Origin of the sequence: Yonghaparkia sp. Root332 (assembly GCF_001425665.1) — a bacterium.
Classification (GTDB): Bacteria; Actinomycetota; Actinomycetes; order Actinomycetales; family Microbacteriaceae; genus Microcella.
Window position 1 is genome coordinate 149283 of the sequence record NZ_LMCX01000001.1, and the last position, 15298, is coordinate 164580.

Consider the following 15298-nt stretch of genomic DNA (forward strand, 5'->3'; position numbering starts at 1 on the left):
CGAGGGCCCGGGTGCCAACCCGGGGTGGTCGGAAAACGAACAGAACACCCCAGGACTGGGGGAGACGCGGCCCGGATCGGCCCCCTGATCGGGGGTATTGCCCCTCGGGGCGGGCCGTGCAGCGGCCCTGTGGAGCCCCGTACAGGATTCGAACCTGCGACCTGCTGTTTACAAGACAGCTGCTCTACCAGCTGAGCTAACGGGGCGCTGCGGAGGGCCCCAGCCTACCGGCCGGGGGCCCGGCCTAGGGGGTCGGCGACGGGGACGGGGAGGGGCTCGCCGCGAAGTCGTCGCCGGCGGCCGACAGCACGAACTGCGAGAACTCGGTCGAGTCGAACGGGTACGACGGGGTGTAGAGCTCGCCGTTGACCAGGATGGTCGGAGTGCCCTGCACGCTCTCGACCTCGGTGCCCTCGACGGGGAGCGGGCCGTTCCCCGCGCGGGCCGTCGCCGCCTTGACCCACTCGTAGAAGCGGCCGTCGTCGATGCAGCGCTCGAGCGAGGTCGAGGTCGCCCCGGAGTCGCGCGCGAGCTCCAGGAGCCGGTCGTCCGTGAGTCCCTCCGAGCCCTCCTCCGGCTGCTCGGCGAAGAGCGCGTCGTTGAAGTCGAAGAACGCGTCCGGGTTGTAGTTCGAGACGCACGCCGCGGCATTGGCGGCGCGCAGCGAGTACTGGGTGCCGGCGGAGAGGCTCGTGAGGATCGCGATCGGGTGGTACTCGACCGTGGCGGCCCCCGACTCCACGAGTCGGCGGATCAGCTCGCCGTTCTCCTGCTCGAACTCGCCGCAGACGGGGCACAGGTAGTCGACCCAGATCGTGATCGCGACCACGCCCGGCTCGTTCGGCGCGCTGGGGACGGGCGTCGCCTCGGGGGCGATGCCGGGGGTCTGCACCGGGGTCAGCCCCTCCCCGATCAGGATGCCGTCACTCGCCATGTTCCGGGGCCCGTTGCGCTCGGGCCTGATCGAGTTCGTGATGACGAGCGCGACGATCGCGATGATGGCGATGAGCACGACGGCGATGCCGCCCTGCAGGAGCCACCGGTTGCGGCGCTCCTTCTTCTTGTGCTCGGCGCGAAGCTGGCGGGCCTTCTCGCGGGCTTCGTCGCGGCGCGCAGTCTTCGACTGCTTCGCGCGGGCTGATCCGCTGTCGGTCATGGGTCCTCTTCGTCGCTTCCCGGGCGCGCCCGGCGCAGCCCGAATCGGGTTCAGGCGCACTGCGCCCCGAAGGATAGTACGGCGACGAACGATGCGCGGCCAGTCGAGGGGGCCTCGCGACCGGGCGCGCGGGGCCTCGCGGGGCCCCGCGGGCATCCCCTCGATGCGGCGCCGGCGGGCGCAGGTGGCATACTGGGCCTCGATGACCAGCGTCGCTCATCGATGACAGCGTCATCAATCCATTCACAACGGATCGTCCGGCACGTACCTGCCGGTGAAGAGGAGAGTTAATCAGCATGGCTTCCGTCACGTTCGACAAGGCGACCCGCCTGTACCCCGGCTCGACCGTTCCCGCGGTCGACGCGATCGACCTGCACATCGAGGACGGCGAGTTCCTCGTCCTCGTCGGCCCCTCGGGCTGCGGCAAGTCGACCACCCTCCGCATGCTCGCGGGCCTCGAGGAGGTCAACGACGGCGCGATCCTCATCGGCGACCGCAATGTCACCGACGTCCCGCCGAAGGACCGCGACATCGCGATGGTCTTCCAGAACTACGCGCTCTACCCGCACATGACCGTCGCCGAGAACATGGGCTTCGCGCTCAAGATCGCCGGCATCGGCAAGGAGGAGCGCGCCACGCGCGTCCTCGAGGCGGCCAAGCTCCTCGACCTCGAGCCCTACCTCGACCGCAAGCCGAAGGCCCTCTCGGGCGGTCAGCGCCAGCGCGTCGCGATGGGCCGCGCGATCGTGCGCCAGCCCCAGGTCTTCCTCATGGACGAGCCGCTGTCGAACCTCGACGCGAAGCTCCGCGTGCAGACGCGCACCCAGATCGCCTCGCTCCAGCGCCGCCTCGGCGTCACCACGGTCTACGTCACGCACGACCAGACCGAGGCCCTCACCATGGGCGACCGGATCGCGGTGCTCAAGGACGGCGTCCTCCAGCAGGTCGGCACCCCGCGCGAGCTGTACGAGACGCCCAACAACGTCTTCGTCGCCGGATTCATCGGCTCGCCCGCGATGAACCTCTTCCCCGCGACCGTCGTCGACGGCGGCGTGGAGTTCGGCTCGGGCGTCGCGGCCGTCGAGCGCGAGACGCTCGACAACGCCAGCGACAAGTCGGTCACGGTCGGCGTCCGCCCGGAGGACCTCATCGTCGGCGCGCCCGGCTCGCAGGGCCTCTCGGTCGAGGTCGACGTCGTCGAGGAGCTCGGCGCCGACGGCTACCTCTACGGCCACACCGAGGTGCAGGGCCAGCGCGTCGACGTCGTCGCCCGCGTCGACGGCCGCGTGCACCCCAACGCCGGCGAGACGGTCGTGGTCACGCCCGAGCCGAAGCACGTGCACGTGTTCGACACGGCGAGCGGCCTCCGCCTGAACCGCACGGCGATCACCCACTGAGACTCGGTCTCGACCGCAGCGAGGGCGGGCCGCGTCGCATGACGCGCCCGCCCTCGTCGCGTTCCCGCCCCGACGAAGGGAGTCCGCCCTCATGAGCGCCTCGCTCAGCATCACCTCGGCCGTCGTCGACCCCGGCCTGCTCGACCTGCCCTGGAACCTGCCGCTCGACACCTGGCCGGATGACGCGATCGCCTCGCTGCCCAAGGGCATCTCGCGCCACCTCGTGCGCTTCGTGCACCTGAGCGGCGCCGTCGTCGCCATCAAGGAGACGACGGAGGAGATGGCGCGGCGCGAGTACGAGATGCTCCGCACGCTGCAGCGGCTGGAGATCCCCTGCGTCGACCCGGTCGCCGTCATCACCGGTCGCGTCGACGACGACGGCACGCCGCTCATGCCGGTGCTCGTCACCCGGCACCTGCGATTCTCGTTGCCGTACCGCGCGCTCTACTCGCAGACGCTGCGGCCCGAGACCGCGACGCGGCTCGTCGACGCCCTCGCCGTCCTGCTCGTGAGGCTGCACATCGCGGGCTTCTTCTGGGGCGACGTGTCGCTCTCCAACACCCTCTTCCGCCGCGACGCGGGCGCCTTCGCCGCGTACCTCGTCGACGCCGAGACCGGTCAGCTCTACGAGGGCGGGCTCTCGAACGGGCAGCGCGAGAACGACCTGGAGATCGGCCGGGTGAACATCGCCGGCGAGCTGCTCGACCTCGAGGCCGGCGGGCGCCTCGACGGCAGCATCGACGCGATCGAGGTCTCCAACGGCATCATCGACTCCTACCGCACGCTCTGGAAGGAGCTCACCGGATGGGAGTCGTTCGACCGCTCCGAGCGCTGGCGCATCACGCAGCGGGTCGAGCGCCTCAACGACCTCGGCTTCGACATCGAGGAGCTCGCCATCCGCACCGACGGGGACTCCACCGAGGTGCGGATCCAGCCCAAGGTCGTCGACGCCGGGCACCACACGCGGCGCCTGCTGCGCCTCACCGGTATCGACGCGGGAGAGAACCAGGCCAGGCGCCTGCTCAACGACCTCGACTCGTACTCGGCCGCGACCTACCCCGACCGGTCGGTCGACGAGGAGCAGGTCGCTCACGAGTGGCTCGTTCGCGTGTTCGAGCCCGTCGTCCGGGCGATCCCCCGCGAGCTCAAGGGCAAGCTGGAGGGGCCGGAGGTCTTCCACCAGCTGCTCGAGCACCGCTGGTTCCTGTCGCAGAACCAGGGCAGGGCGATCCCCCTCGCGGAGGCGCTCAGCTCGTACATCGACACCGTGCTGCGTCACCGCCGCGATGAGGCCACCATGATCGCCCCGCCGACCGAGTCGATCGGGCTGCCCCTCGACACCGACGCGATCGGGATCGTCGACGACGACGAGACGCCCCGCGGGTCGTGGCGCGACAAGGTGTGAGCAGGCGCTGAGACGACGCACGGCCCCGTCCGCGATGCGCGGCGGGGCCCTGCGTCGGTGCGCGAGCGATCAGGCGAGGATGCTCAGCGGGCTCTCGATGCGGGCGACGAAGGCGGCGAGCCAGCGCGCGGCGAGCGCGCCATCCCACGCCCGATGGTCGGCCGAGAGCGTCACGGTCATGACCTGGCCCACCTCCAGCGCACCGTCGACGACGACGGGCCTCGCCGACGCGGCGCCCACGGCGAGGATGCCCGCGTGCGGCGGGTTGATGATCGCCGAGAAGGCCTGCGTGCCGAACATGCCGAGGTTCGAGACGGTGAAGCTGCCGCCCTCGAGCTGGGCGAGCGTGAGGCGCCCCTCACGGCCGCGACCGGCGAGCTCGGCGATGCGGGCGCCGAGCGCCGAGACGCTCAGGCCCTCGACGCCGCGCACGACGGGGACGACGAGTCCGTCCTCGAGCGACACGGCGATGCCGATGTCGACGCTCGAGTGCACGTGCATCCCGTCATCGCCCCACGTGCGGTTCGCCTCGGGGACGTCGGCGAAGGCGCCGGCGACCGCCTTGACCACGAGGTCGTTGACGCTCACCTTCACCTGACCGCCCGCGTTGATCTGCCTGCGCATGTCGAGCAGCGCGTCGACGCGGCAGTCGGCGGTGAGGTAGAAGTGCGGCACCGAGCTCTTGCTCTCGGTGAGGCGCCGCGCGATCGTCGCACGCATGCGGCTGTGCCGCACGACCTCGACGCCCTCGGGAGCGGGGGCGGCAGCGGCGGGGACGGCAGCGGCGGGCGCCGGGGCCGGGGTGGGCGCGGCCGGTGCCTGAGCGGCCGGTGCCGCGGCGCCGCCCTCGAGCAGGGCGGTGATGTCGCGGCGCACGATGCGACCGTCGGGGCCGGAGCCCGTGACGCCGGCGAGGTCGATGCCGTGCTCGCGCGCCAGGCGCCGCACGAGCGGGCTCACGAATCGGCGGGCGCCGTCGTGCGGGGCGGATGCCGGGGTCGGCTCCGCGACGGGGCCGGCGGCGCCGGCGGCGCTCGACGCGATCGCGGCGGCGTCCACCGCCGGGGCCGCGACCTCCGCGACGGGAGCGCCGGATTCGGGATCCGACGGGGCCGCCGGAGCGGCCCCGTCGGACTCCTCAGCGGCCGGAGCCGCTGCGGGGCTCGCGGGAAGTGCCACCTCCCCCGCTTCACCCACGATCGCGATGGGGGCGCCGACGTCGATCGAGTCACCCTCCCCCACGAGCAGTTCGAGCACGGTGCCCGCGGTCTCGGCCGCGAACTCCACGACAGCCTTCTCGGTCTCGATCTCGGCGAACGGCTGGCCGACCTCGACCGCGTCGCCGGGGGCGACGAGCCACTTCTGGACGGCGGCCTCGGTGACGTTCGCGAGGACCTCGGGCATGCGGATGGTCGTCGACATCAGGCTGCTCCCCCCGCACTGCGGCGCACGGTCTCGATGCCGACCACGACCTCCTCGGTGCGCGCGATCGCCGCGCGCTCGAGGATGCGCGAGATCGACGGCGACGACTCGGCGCCGGTCACGCGCTGCACGGGCTGGTCGAGCCAATCGAACAGTCGTCGCTGGATCTCGTCGGCGAGCCAGGCCCCGTACGAGGTTCCCTGGGCTCCCTGCTCGACGATGAGCACCGCGTTGGTCTTCTTGACGCTGGCCTCGATGGTCTCCCAGTCGAGCGAGGCGCGGTCGAGCCAGCGCAGGTCGATGAGCTCGGCATCCGCCCCCGTCTGCTCGATCGCCTCGGCGCAGTGACGCACCATCGACAGGTAGCTGATGACGGTCATCTCGCTGCCCTCGCGACGCACGGCCGCGGTGCCCGGCGGGATGATGTAGTCCAGGTCGCCCGCGAGGATCTCGTCCTTCTCGTTGTACAGGTCGACGTGCTCGATGACGAGCACCGGGTCCTGCAGGGCGAGGGCGGCGTTCATGAGGCCGACGTAGTCGGCGGCCGACGAGGGGGCCACGATGCGCCAGCCGGGGCTGGTCGCGAAGACGCCGGCCGGGTCCATGAGGTGCTGCGAGCCGTAGCCCGATCCCATCGCGACCTTCGTGCGCAGCACGAGCGGCACGGGGTTGTCGCCGCCGAACATGTGGCGCGCCTTGCCCACCTGGTTGAACACCTGGTCGGCGGCGACCCACATGAAGTCGGGGTACATGAACTCCACGACCGGGCGGTACCGGCCGTCGAGGGCGAGCCCGCCGCCGAGGCCCATGAAGGCGTTCTCGCTGATCGGGGTACCGAGCACGCGGCCGGGGTGCGCGTCGGCGAGGCCCTTGGTCGCGCCGTTCGTGCCGCCCTTGAGTCGGTGGATGTCCTCGCCGAGCACCACGATGCGCTCGTCCTCGCTCATCCGGCGGTCCATCACCGCGGCGACGGCGTCGACGAACTTCATCGACTCGCGCGCGGCGTCGGAGACGCTCGGGTCGAGCACGCGCAGCGACTCGAGCTCGCTCGCGTCCCCGCGCACGCCGACGTTGACGAACTCCGGGTCGGGCCAGAGCTCGGGGCGGATGCGCCGGCGACCCTGCTTCTCGGGGTCGGCCTCCAGCAGCTCGGCCGTGGCCGCATCCATCGCCGCGATCGCCTGGGCGCGCACGCTCGCGACGCCCGCCTCGTCGATGAGTCCGCGCTTGATCATCTCGCGCGCGACGCGGTCGAGGGGGTCGCGCTTCTTCCACTCGGCCTCCTCCTCCTTCGTGCGGTAGCCGAAGGCGCTGCCCGGGTACGGGCCGTTCTGGTGGAAGAACCGGTAGACCTCGGCCTCGACGATCGTCGGACCGCCGCCGGAGCGCATGACCGCCGCGGCCTCCTCCATCGCGAGGTGCACGGCGAGCGGGTCCATGCCGTCGACGCGCCAGGAGGGGATGCCGAAGCCCTGGCCGCGGACGGAGAGGCGCGTGTCGGCGACCGACTCCTCGATGCGGGTGGCGACGGCGTAGAGGTTGTTCTCGATGAAGAAGCAGACCGGCAGCTTCCACGCGGCGGCGAGGTTCATCGACTCGAGCACCGAGCCGATCTGCGCGGCGCCGTCGCCGAAGTAGTTGATGGTGAAGTCGGTCGTGCCGGCCTCCTTCTGGGCCCACGCGTTGCCGGTGGCCATGGGCGCACCGCCGCCGACGATGGCGTTGGTGCCGAGCGCGCCGGCCTCGAACCACTGAAGGTGCATGGAGCCGCCGCGGCCGCGGCAGTAGCCCTGGGCGAGGCCGAGGATCTCGGCGAGCGTCTTCTGCAGCACCGTCTGGATGTCGGCGGTGACGAGGGCGTCGAGCGCCAGGCCGTCCTGCGCGACGTGCGCGAGCGCCTTGGCGAGGAACTGGTGGTGGCCGCGGTGCGAGCCGTTCACGGCGTCGCTCGAGCGCAGGGCGACGATCGAGCCGACCGCTCCGCCCTCCTGCCCGATGGACGAGTGGGCGGGGCCGTGGACGAGGCCCTCGCCGGCCAGGTCGAGGACGCGCTCCTCGAAGGCGCGGATGAGATGCAGCTGGCCGAGCATCGTGGCCAGAAGCGCCGGATCGGCCTTCTTCCAGTCGGCTGCGGTGGTGGTGAGCTCGACCCACTCGGCGGTGGTGTCCAAACGGCGGCGTTGGGGCATGTCGACACTGTACGCATGATTGCATCCAATCTCAATCGCTTTTCGCGGTTTTCTTTCGCGGATGCCCGTCTGGGGGGTACGGTTGCATCCAGTCACGACAGCGAAGGGTGGAGAGCGATGGCGCTTCCCGGCATCCGCGGCACCGAGCACATCGGCTTCACCGTGCCCGACCTCGACGAGGCCGAACGGTTCTTCGTCGACGTCATCGGGTGCGAGCTCGTCTACTCGCTGGGCCCGTTCGTCCGCGACGACGACTGGATGGCCGAGCACCTCAACGTCCACCCGCGCTCGGTCATGCGCGAGCTGCGCTTCTTCCGCTGCGGCCACGGCCCGAACTTCGAGGTCTTCCAGTGGGAGCCCGCCGACGGTCAGGCGCCCCAGCCCCGCAACAGCGACATCGGCGGCCACCACCTCGCCTTCTACGTCGACGACATGGATGCCGCGGTCGCGTACCTGCGCGAGCAGGGCGTCCGCGTCCTCGGCGATCCGACCGCGAGCCGGGGTGCGAGCGAGGGTCAGCGCTGGGTGTACTTCCTCTCGCCGTGGGGCATGCAGCTGGAGCTCGTGAGCTTCCCCGGCGGCAAGGCCTACGAGACGAGCTCGAGCGTCCGGCTGTGGGACCCTCGGGATCCCTCGGCATGAGCGGAGCATCCGCCCCGATCGATCGCGCGCGCCCCGCGCGGGCCGCACCTCCGGCGACGCGCGACGGCAATGCCAGCGCCCGTGTCGCGGATGCCCTGCGCGAAGCGATCGTCGGCGGCGAGTACCCGCCCGGCAGCCGGATCCGCCAGGAGGAGATCGCCGAGCGGTTCGGAGCGAGCCGCGTACCGGTGCGGGAGGCGCTCAAGGCGCTCGAGGCCGACGGGCTCGTGACGCTCGTCGCCAACACCGGCGCGTGGGTGACGCGCCTGAGCCTCGCCGAGTGCGAGGAGGTCTACCAGACCCGCGAGCGCGTCGAGCCGCTGCTGCTGCGCTACTCGGCGCCTCACCTCGACGAGGCCGCGCTCGACGGGCTCGAGCGCCTCGCCGAGCGCATGGCCAAGACGACCGACGTCGAGGAGTTCCTGCGGCTCGACCGCGAGTTCCACCAGCGCTCCTACGCCGGGGCGGAGACGCTCGTGCTCGGCGACCTCGTCCGGCGGCTCTGGAACACGACGCAGCCCTACCGACGCGCGTACACGCTCATGATCGACGCGCACAGCCAGCGCATCGTGCACGACGAGCACCACATGCTCGTCACCGCCCTGCGCGACCAGGACGTCGACACGGCCGAGCGCGTCATCGAGGGCCACATCCGCCGCACGCGACGTCTGCTGGCGAGCCACCCCGAGGTCTTCGAGACCCTCCCCACGATCCCGTAGCAGACCGAGCCAGTACCAGACCGAGCCAGTACCAGTCAGAGAGACGAGGAGCCCCATGGCCATCGCGACGATCAATCCCGCCACCGGCGTCACCGAGCGCGAGTTCGAGGCGCACACCGATGCCGAGATCGACGCCCGGATCGGGCAGGCGCACGCCGCCTTCCAGGCGATGAAGGCGACCACGTTCGCCGACCGCGCCGGCTGGATGCGCGCCGCCGCCGACCTGCTCGAGGCCGAGGTCGAGCCCGCCGCCGCGATGCTCACGACCGAGATGGGGAAGACCATCGGGCAGTCGCGCGCCGAGGTGCTGAAGTGCGCCAAGGGCATGCGCTTCTACGCCGACCGCGCCGAGGAGTTCCTCACGGGCCGCACGCTCGACGACCCGAGCGCCGTGAACGCCTCGGCGGCGCACACGCGCTACGACCCGATCGGCGTCGTCCTCGCCGTCATGCCGTGGAACTACCCGCTGTGGCAGGTCATCCGCTTCGCCGCGCCCGCGCTCATGGCAGGCAACGCCGGGCTGCTCAAGCACGCCTCGAACGTCCCGCAGGCGGCGCTCTACCTCGACACCCTCTTCGAGCGCGGCGGCTTCCCCGCCGGCGCCTTCCGATCGCTGCTCATCCCCGCCGGGAAGGTCGAGGGCGTGCTGCGCGACCGCCGCGTCGTGGCGGCGACCCTCACGGGCTCCGAGCCCGCCGGTCGTTCCGTCGCCTCGATCGCCGGCAGCGAGGTCAAGCACGTCGTGCTCGAGCTCGGCGGCTCCGACCCCTTCATCGTGATGCCGAGCGCCGACCTCGAGAAGGCCGTCGCCACCGCCGTCTCGGCGCGCACCGCCAACAACGGCCAGGCCTGCATCAACGCCAAGCGCTTCATCGTGCACGCCGACATCCACGACGCCTTCCTCGAGCGCTTCACCGCGGCGATGAGCGACCTCCGCGTCGGCGACCCCATGGACGAGTCGACCGACGTCGGGCCCCTCGCGACCTCGTCCGGGCGCGACGACCTCGTCGGCCTCGTCGACGACGCGCTCGCCAAGGGCGCCGTCGCGACGACGGGCGGTGCGGTGCCCGACGGCGCCGGCTGGTACTACCCGCCGACCGTCCTCAGCGGGATCACCGAGGACATGCGCCTGTACGCGGAGGAGGCCTTCGGGCCGGTCGCCTCGGTCTTCCGCGTCGACAGCGCCGAGGAGGCGCTGCGCGTCGCCAACGACACGACCTTCGGGCTCAGCTCGGCCGTGTGGACGCGCGACGAGGACGAGGAGGCGCTCTTCGTGCGCGGCCTCGACGCCGGCGCCGTCTTCATCAACGGCATGTCGATCTCGTACCCCGAGCTGCCGTTCGGCGGCATCAAGGACTCGGGCGTCGGTCGCGAGCTCTCGGCCGAGGGGATCCGCGAGTTCGTGAACCTCAAGAGCGTGTGGAAGGCGTGAGCGCGGAGGAGTCGCGCGTCACGCGCGAGCCGAGCCCGGGCATCCCCGGGATCTCGGACAGCGTGCGGGTCTCGGCGGGAGACCTGCTGTTCCTCTCCGGCGTGGTCGGGCTCCGACCCGGCGGGGAGCCAGCGCGCGACCTCGCGGAGGAGATCGACCTCGTGTTCGGCGAGCTGGAGCGCGCACTCTCCGCGCGCGGCGCGACGCTCGCGAGCATCGTGCGGGTGACCGTCTACATCGTCGGGCTGACCCCGGAGAGGCTCTCGACCTACCGCGCCGTGCGCGATCGCTGGATCGACCCGGAGCACGTCCCGGCGAGCACGCTGGTCGGGGTCGCCGCCCTCTACTCCGACGCCGTCACGATCGAGATCGACGCGATCGCCGCGGTCTGAGCGGCGATCGGGCCGCGGGCATCCCCCGCGGCCCGATCGCAGAGCTCAGTAGGGGTTCGCGACGAAGGGATCCTGCGCGGGGAACTTCGTGAGGACCTCGATGCCGTAGTCGGTCACGACGACCTCCTCCTCGATGCGCGCGGCGGACGTGCCGTCGGACGCGGGGCAGTAGGTCTCCATCGCGAAGACCATGCCGGGCCTGAGCTCGACCGGGTCCTTCATCGAGTTGAGACGCGAGATGATCGGCCGCTCGTGGAGGCCGAGGCCGAGGCCGTGGGCGAACTGCAGCCCGAACGCCGCGAGCTCGTTCTCGAACCCGAAGTCCTCCGCCTTCGGGAGGACGGCCGCCACCTCGTCGGTGCCGACGCCCGGCCGCAGCGCATCCAGCGCGCTGTCCATCCACTCGCGCGCCTGCTTGTAGGCGTCGCGCTGGCTCTCGGTCGCCCAGCCCACCCCGAAGGTGCGGTAGTAGCAGGTCCGGTAGCCGTTGAACGAGTGGATGATGTCGAAGAAGGCCTGGTCGCCGGGGCGGATGATGCGATCGGTGAAGTTGTGCGGGTGCGGGTTGCACCGCTCGCCCGAGATCGCGTTGATCGCCTCGACCTGGTCGCTGCCGTACTCGTACAGCCTCTTGTTCGCGAGCGCGACGATCTCGTTCTCGCGCACCCCCGGCTTGAGCGCCTCGGCGATGTCCTGGTACACGCCGTCGACCATGGCCGCGGCCTGGTTGAGCAGCATGATCTCGTCCTGGCTCTTGATCACCCGGGCGTCGAGCATGTGCTGCTGGGCGTCGGCGACCCGCAGGCCCTGGCGCTCCATCTCGAACAGGAAGGGCGGCTCGACGATGTCGAGGCCGATGGGCGCGTCGGCGAGCCCCTCCGCCGTGAGCAGCGACTTGATCTCGGCGACCGCGTCGCGCATGAGACCCGCCCCGTCGGGCGCGACGGCGCCGCGGAATCCCAGGAAGCCCGCGCGATAGTTCTCCTCCGGCACCCAGTCGGAGTAGAGCTTGTGGTGCCGCACCGCTGAACCGAAGTCCCAGAGGATCGGGTCCTTGCCGCGCATGAGCAGCGCGTACCGGATCATCTTGTCGCCGAGCGCGCCGCCGATCCAGGTCTGCGTCGTGTAGCGGATGTTATAGAAGTCGAAGAGCAGGAAGGCGCCGCACTCGCTCGCGTCGAGCGCCGCCTTCGCCCGGTCGACGCGGTAGCTCCTCAGCCGGTCGAAGTCGACGCGGTGCTCGTAGTCGACCCCCGTCTGACCGGGCGCCCCGAGCGGGCGCACGCCGGCGGGCCGGGAGGACGGGCGCTCGAAGCGCCGCCCTCCCGCGCCGTGGTCGTGGCCGTGGCCGTGGCCGCTCACCGGACCTCGAGACCGTCGCTGACCGCCGCCTGCTCGGAGACCAGCTCGAGGCCGGAGCCGTGGGCGACCGTCACGATGAGGGAGGCGAAGTCCTGCTCGACGTTGCCGTTGCCGACCTCCTGAGCGACGAGGTTGCGCGTGACGCTCGCGACCGGCATCACGACGCCCATCTTGGCGGCGGCGGCGAGACCCAGGTCGAAGTCCTTCTGCAGCAGGACGTTCGTGAACGTGGGCGTGAAGTCCAGGTTGACCAGAGCGGGCGTCTTGTACTGCGTGAACACCGAGCCCATGACCGAGTCGTTGAGGAAGGTCAGGAAGGCCTCGCGCGTGACGCCGGCCTTCTCGGCGAGGACCGTGATCTCGGCCATCGACTGGATCACGACGCCGAGGAAGACGTTGTGGGCGATCTTGACGATGCGGGCCACCTCGCCCTCGCCGACGTACGTGACTCCGCGACCCCAGGTGGCGAGCAGCGGGGCAGCCTCGTCGTAGACCCCGCGCGGGCCGGAGGCCGCGACGGTGAGCTTCCCGACGGCGATGACCTTCGGGTTGCCGGAGACGGGGGTGGCGAGGAAGCCGACGCCGCGGGCCTCGGCGGCCGCGCGGACGGTCTCGCTCGCCTCGACGGAGACGGTGGAGGCGTCGCCGATGATGCGCGGGGCGCGCGCGGGATCCGACAGCAGGCCGCCCTCGCCGAGCATGACGTTCTCGAGGTCCTTCGAGGCGGAGACCATGCTGAAGACGATGTCGCGGTCGGCGAGGTCCACCGGTCGGTCGACGACGGTCGCCCCGAACTCGGTCAGCGGCTCGGCCTTCGCGCGCGTGCGGTTGTAGACCGCGACCTCGTAGCCGGCATCCAGGAGGCGCTTGGCCAGCTGGAATCCCATGCGGCCGGTTCCGATCCACCCGACGGTGGGCTTGGTGTCAGTCATGGTTCTCTCCTTGCGTTTCTGTGCGTCCGGTGAGCCCCGGTGCGGGTTCACAATCGATTGCATTATGGAATGGCGGGCCGGGCGGCCGTTCGCCGCCCGGACGATCAGGCGGGGGCGGCGGCGACCACGTGGAACTCGAACCGCAGGCGCGGGTCGGTCGCGAGCCGCGAGATCTCGAGGGTCGTGCTCGTCGGGATGTGCCCGCCGAACCACTCCCCCTGGTGCTTGTTGACGACGTCCTGGTCGGCCTCGATGTCGGTGAAGAAGCGGATCATGTTGACCACGTCGTGACGCTCGCAGCCGGCCGCGGCGAGCGCGAGGTCGAGGTGGTCGAAGGCGTTGCGCACCTGACCCGCGGCATCCATCGGCATCGAGTCGAAGACCTCGGGCCGGTGCGGGTGGTCGTGGTAGACCGGGGCGCCCGTCACGCCGCTGATGAACACCAGCCGCGCGTTCGAGACGACGCGAATCGCGGGCACGAACGGGCTCACGATCGACGCGTCGTACCCCTCGTGGTGGATGACCTCCGCATTGCCCACTCGTCGTGGACCGGGAATCGCGCTCATCGCGCCCTCGCCTTCATCGTTCGTCCGCCCCGACGCGCGAGAGCGCTCCGGAGTCGTGGGTGATGCGCCCCGCCATGATGGTCAGGTCGCTGAGGATGCCGCGCAGCTCGTCGTCCGCGCAGTCCAGCGGGTCGGCCGTCGGCACGCACGCGTCAGCGTCGTAGCCGGGCAGCAGCCGGCCCCGGTGGGCCTGCTCGCCCGTGAACCAGGCGGCATCGCGCGTATAGGCGGCGATCGCCTCGAGCCGCGACATCCGGTGCCGCTCGTCGCGGACGCCGCTCCCGTCCACGGTCCCCCCGGTGACGAGCCACCAGATGGCCGACCAGGGCGAGAACCAGTTCGCGCGCGTCGCGTCGGTGCCGGCACCGATGATGATCCCGAGATCGCGCATGTCGCCGATGGGCGGAGCCGACGCGGTCGCCTCGGCCCCCCACGCCTCGACGTAGTCGGCGCCCTTCAGCACCAGACGGCTCTGAACGAGGATGCCGGCCCCGAGGCGCGCGATCCGCTCGAGGTTCTCGCGCGTCGCCTCGTCGGCGTGCACGATCGAGAAGCCGCGCCCGGCGACGAGCCCGGTCTCGCGCTCGACCTCCTCCCACGCGTCGAGGACGCGGCCGAGGGTGTCGTTGAGAACGGCGTGGATGCTCATCCGCCAGCCGCGCTCGGCGCACAGCCGCACGATCTCGACGAGCTCGCGGTGCGCGGCCTCGGTGATCTCGAAGGGGTCGAGGCCCTCCATGTCGTGGCAGCCCAGGTGCGGGATCTCCCCGACGCCGGCGATGCGGAGCATCCCGTCGCCGCTGCCCGCCTGCACGAGCGCGGTGAGCCGGTCGATGTCGTCCACCTCGCCTCCGCGCGTCCAGGCGGAGATGAACAGGCGCGTGCGGACATCGAGCTCGCCGCGCCGCCACACGGCGTAGAGCGGGTCGTAGTCGCGCGGGGTGACGAGCAGGCCGCCCGCGTCGACCACGCCCGTGAGACCGTGGCGGGCGAGGACGGCGTTCATGGCGAGGATGCCCTGCTCGCCCTGCCCTTCGTGCCCGGCGAGCGCGAGACCGAGGGGGACGGCGAAGGCGCCGACGCCGCGCAGCTCGCCCGTCAGGCGGCCGCCGTCGTCGCGCAGGAGAGCGCCGCGGGCCGGGTCCGGCGACTCGTCCGACCACCCGCAGGCCGCGAGACCCGCGGAGTTGACGACCCCGCGGTCGTAGAGCTCCTGGACGTACACGGGGTTGTCCGGGGCGGCCTCGTCGAGCTCGGCCCGAGTGGGCGCTCGGCCCTCGGCCAGCTGCCGCGAGTGCCAGCCGCCGACGACGCTCACCCATTCCCCGGGGCCGCGTCGACGGGCATCCTCTCGAATGAGGGCGAGGCCCTCGGCGAGCGAGCGGACGTCCTCCCAGTGCACGGTGCGCGTCCAGGACAGGCCGCCGCGCATGGCGTGGATGTGGGCGTCGTTGAGCCCCGGGATGACGCGACGGCCCCCGAGATCGATGACCCGCGCGGCGAGGGGGGCGTAGTGGGCGAGCTCCGCGTCGCTGCCGGCGGCGATGACCCGGCCCTGGGCGATGGCGAGGGACTGCACCTCGGCGGGCCCCTGATCGGGGTCGGCGAAGGTCATCACGCGCCCCCCGGTGAGCAGGAGGTCGACGAGGGGCAGAGCGGTCGCGGCGGACATGGCGGAGACTCC

Annotated in this window: 13 protein-coding genes and 1 tRNA gene; 6 read left to right on the forward strand and 8 right to left on the reverse strand. The window is 71.5% G+C overall.

Features of this window, described 5'->3' with window-relative positions; genetic code table 11:
• Positions 1 to 130: 130 nt before the first annotated feature.
• Positions 131 to 206 (reverse strand) — tRNA-Thr (locus tag ASC54_RS00670).
• A 38-nt stretch (positions 207 to 244) separates the two neighbouring features.
• Positions 245 to 1156, reverse strand: coding sequence for a thioredoxin domain-containing protein (locus ASC54_RS00675; RefSeq protein ID WP_055858550.1), 912 nt, complete (start codon positions 1154 to 1156; stop codon positions 245 to 247).
• A gap of 296 nt (positions 1157 to 1452) precedes the next feature.
• On the opposite strand from ASC54_RS00675, the gene ASC54_RS00680 reads away from it, so the two are divergent.
• Positions 1453 to 2553: an ABC transporter ATP-binding protein gene (locus ASC54_RS00680; protein WP_055896038.1), complete on the forward strand. Its 1101-nt coding sequence runs from the start codon at positions 1453 to 1455 to the stop codon at positions 2551 to 2553.
• A 91-nt stretch (positions 2554 to 2644) separates the two neighbouring features.
• On the forward strand, positions 2645 to 3958 hold the full coding sequence (locus ASC54_RS00685; protein ID WP_055858545.1) for a DUF4032 domain-containing protein: 1314 nt from the start codon (positions 2645 to 2647) through the stop codon (positions 3956 to 3958).
• A 69-nt stretch (positions 3959 to 4027) separates the two neighbouring features.
• Here ASC54_RS00685 and ASC54_RS00690 read toward each other — a convergent pair whose 3' ends face one another.
• Positions 4028 to 5380, reverse strand: a complete 1353-nt coding sequence (locus ASC54_RS00690; RefSeq protein WP_055896041.1) for a dihydrolipoamide acetyltransferase family protein — start codon at positions 5378 to 5380, stop codon at positions 4028 to 4030.
• Positions 5380 to 7569 carry a thiamine pyrophosphate-dependent enzyme gene (locus ASC54_RS00695; protein ID WP_055896044.1) on the reverse strand — a complete coding sequence of 730 codons (2190 nt, stop codon included), beginning with the start codon at positions 7567 to 7569 and terminating at the stop codon, positions 5380 to 5382. Before ASC54_RS00695 ends, ASC54_RS00690 begins: the two co-directional genes overlap by 1 nt.
• 117 nt (positions 7570 to 7686) lie before the next feature.
• On the opposite strand from ASC54_RS00695, the gene ASC54_RS00700 reads away from it, so the two are divergent.
• The 4 genes from ASC54_RS00700 to ASC54_RS00715 are packed head-to-tail and all read left to right on the forward strand — an operon-like array spanning position 7687 to position 10754.
• The gene (locus ASC54_RS00700; protein ID WP_055896046.1) at positions 7687 to 8211 is read left to right on the forward strand and encodes a VOC family protein; all 525 of its coding nucleotides are present in this window, start codon (positions 7687 to 7689) and stop codon (positions 8209 to 8211) included.
• Positions 8208 to 8930 (forward strand): GntR family transcriptional regulator, encoded by a 723-nt coding sequence (locus ASC54_RS00705; protein WP_082514928.1) that lies wholly within the window; start codon positions 8208 to 8210, stop codon positions 8928 to 8930. The genes ASC54_RS00700 and ASC54_RS00705 overlap by 4 nt, the downstream gene beginning before the upstream one ends.
• 55 nt (positions 8931 to 8985) lie before the next feature.
• A complete protein-coding gene (locus tag ASC54_RS00710) occupies positions 8986 to 10362 on the forward strand; it encodes an NADP-dependent succinic semialdehyde dehydrogenase (RefSeq protein ID WP_055858533.1) in 1377 nt (458 codons plus the stop codon).
• Entirely contained in the window at positions 10359 to 10754 is a 396-nt protein-coding gene (locus tag ASC54_RS00715) for a Rid family hydrolase (protein WP_162242480.1), read from the forward strand. Before ASC54_RS00710 ends, ASC54_RS00715 begins: the two co-directional genes overlap by 4 nt.
• 45 nt (positions 10755 to 10799) lie before the next feature.
• On the opposite strand, the gene ASC54_RS00720 is transcribed toward ASC54_RS00715, so the two are convergent.
• The 4 genes from ASC54_RS00720 to ASC54_RS00735 form a co-directional block, all read right to left on the reverse strand.
• Positions 10800 to 12116, reverse strand: coding sequence for a Xaa-Pro peptidase family protein (locus ASC54_RS00720; protein WP_235451347.1), 1317 nt, complete (start codon positions 12114 to 12116; stop codon positions 10800 to 10802).
• Positions 12113 to 13048 (reverse strand): NAD(P)-dependent oxidoreductase, encoded by a 936-nt coding sequence (locus tag ASC54_RS00725; RefSeq protein WP_055858527.1) that lies wholly within the window; start codon positions 13046 to 13048, stop codon positions 12113 to 12115. Before ASC54_RS00725 ends, ASC54_RS00720 begins: the two co-directional genes overlap by 4 nt.
• A gap of 104 nt (positions 13049 to 13152) precedes the next feature.
• Positions 13153 to 13614, reverse strand: a complete 462-nt coding sequence (locus ASC54_RS00730; protein WP_082514761.1) for a RidA family protein — start codon at positions 13612 to 13614, stop codon at positions 13153 to 13155.
• Positions 13615 to 13627: 13 nt separating this feature from the next.
• The gene (locus tag ASC54_RS00735) at positions 13628 to 15286 is read right to left on the reverse strand and encodes an amidohydrolase (RefSeq protein WP_055896049.1); all 1659 of its coding nucleotides are present in this window, start codon (positions 15284 to 15286) and stop codon (positions 13628 to 13630) included.
• Positions 15287 to 15298: the final 12 nt, after the last annotated feature.

Coding starts and splice junctions, on each gene's coding strand:
- ASC54_RS00700 (WP_055896046.1), top strand. CDS start 7,687: ATGGCGCTTCCCGGCATCCGCGGCACCGAGCACATCGGCTTCACCGTG.
- ASC54_RS00695 (WP_055896044.1), bottom strand. CDS start 7,569: ATGCCCCAACGCCGCCGTTTGGACACCACCGCCGAGTGGGTCGAGCTC.
- ASC54_RS00690 (WP_055896041.1), bottom strand. CDS start 5,380: ATGTCGACGACCATCCGCATGCCCGAGGTCCTCGCGAACGTCACCGAG.
- ASC54_RS00675 (WP_055858550.1), bottom strand. CDS start 1,156: ATGACCGACAGCGGATCAGCCCGCGCGAAGCAGTCGAAGACTGCGCGC.
- ASC54_RS00730 (WP_082514761.1), bottom strand. CDS start 13,614: ATGAGCGCGATTCCCGGTCCACGACGAGTGGGCAATGCGGAGGTCATC.
- ASC54_RS00680 (WP_055896038.1), top strand. CDS start 1,453: ATGGCTTCCGTCACGTTCGACAAGGCGACCCGCCTGTACCCCGGCTCG.
- ASC54_RS00710 (WP_055858533.1), top strand. CDS start 8,986: ATGGCCATCGCGACGATCAATCCCGCCACCGGCGTCACCGAGCGCGAG.
- ASC54_RS00685 (WP_055858545.1), top strand. CDS start 2,645: ATGAGCGCCTCGCTCAGCATCACCTCGGCCGTCGTCGACCCCGGCCTG.
- ASC54_RS00735 (WP_055896049.1), bottom strand. CDS start 15,286: ATGTCCGCCGCGACCGCTCTGCCCCTCGTCGACCTCCTGCTCACCGGG.
- ASC54_RS00705 (WP_082514928.1), top strand. CDS start 8,208: ATGAGCGGAGCATCCGCCCCGATCGATCGCGCGCGCCCCGCGCGGGCC.
- ASC54_RS00725 (WP_055858527.1), bottom strand. CDS start 13,048: ATGACTGACACCAAGCCCACCGTCGGGTGGATCGGAACCGGCCGCATG.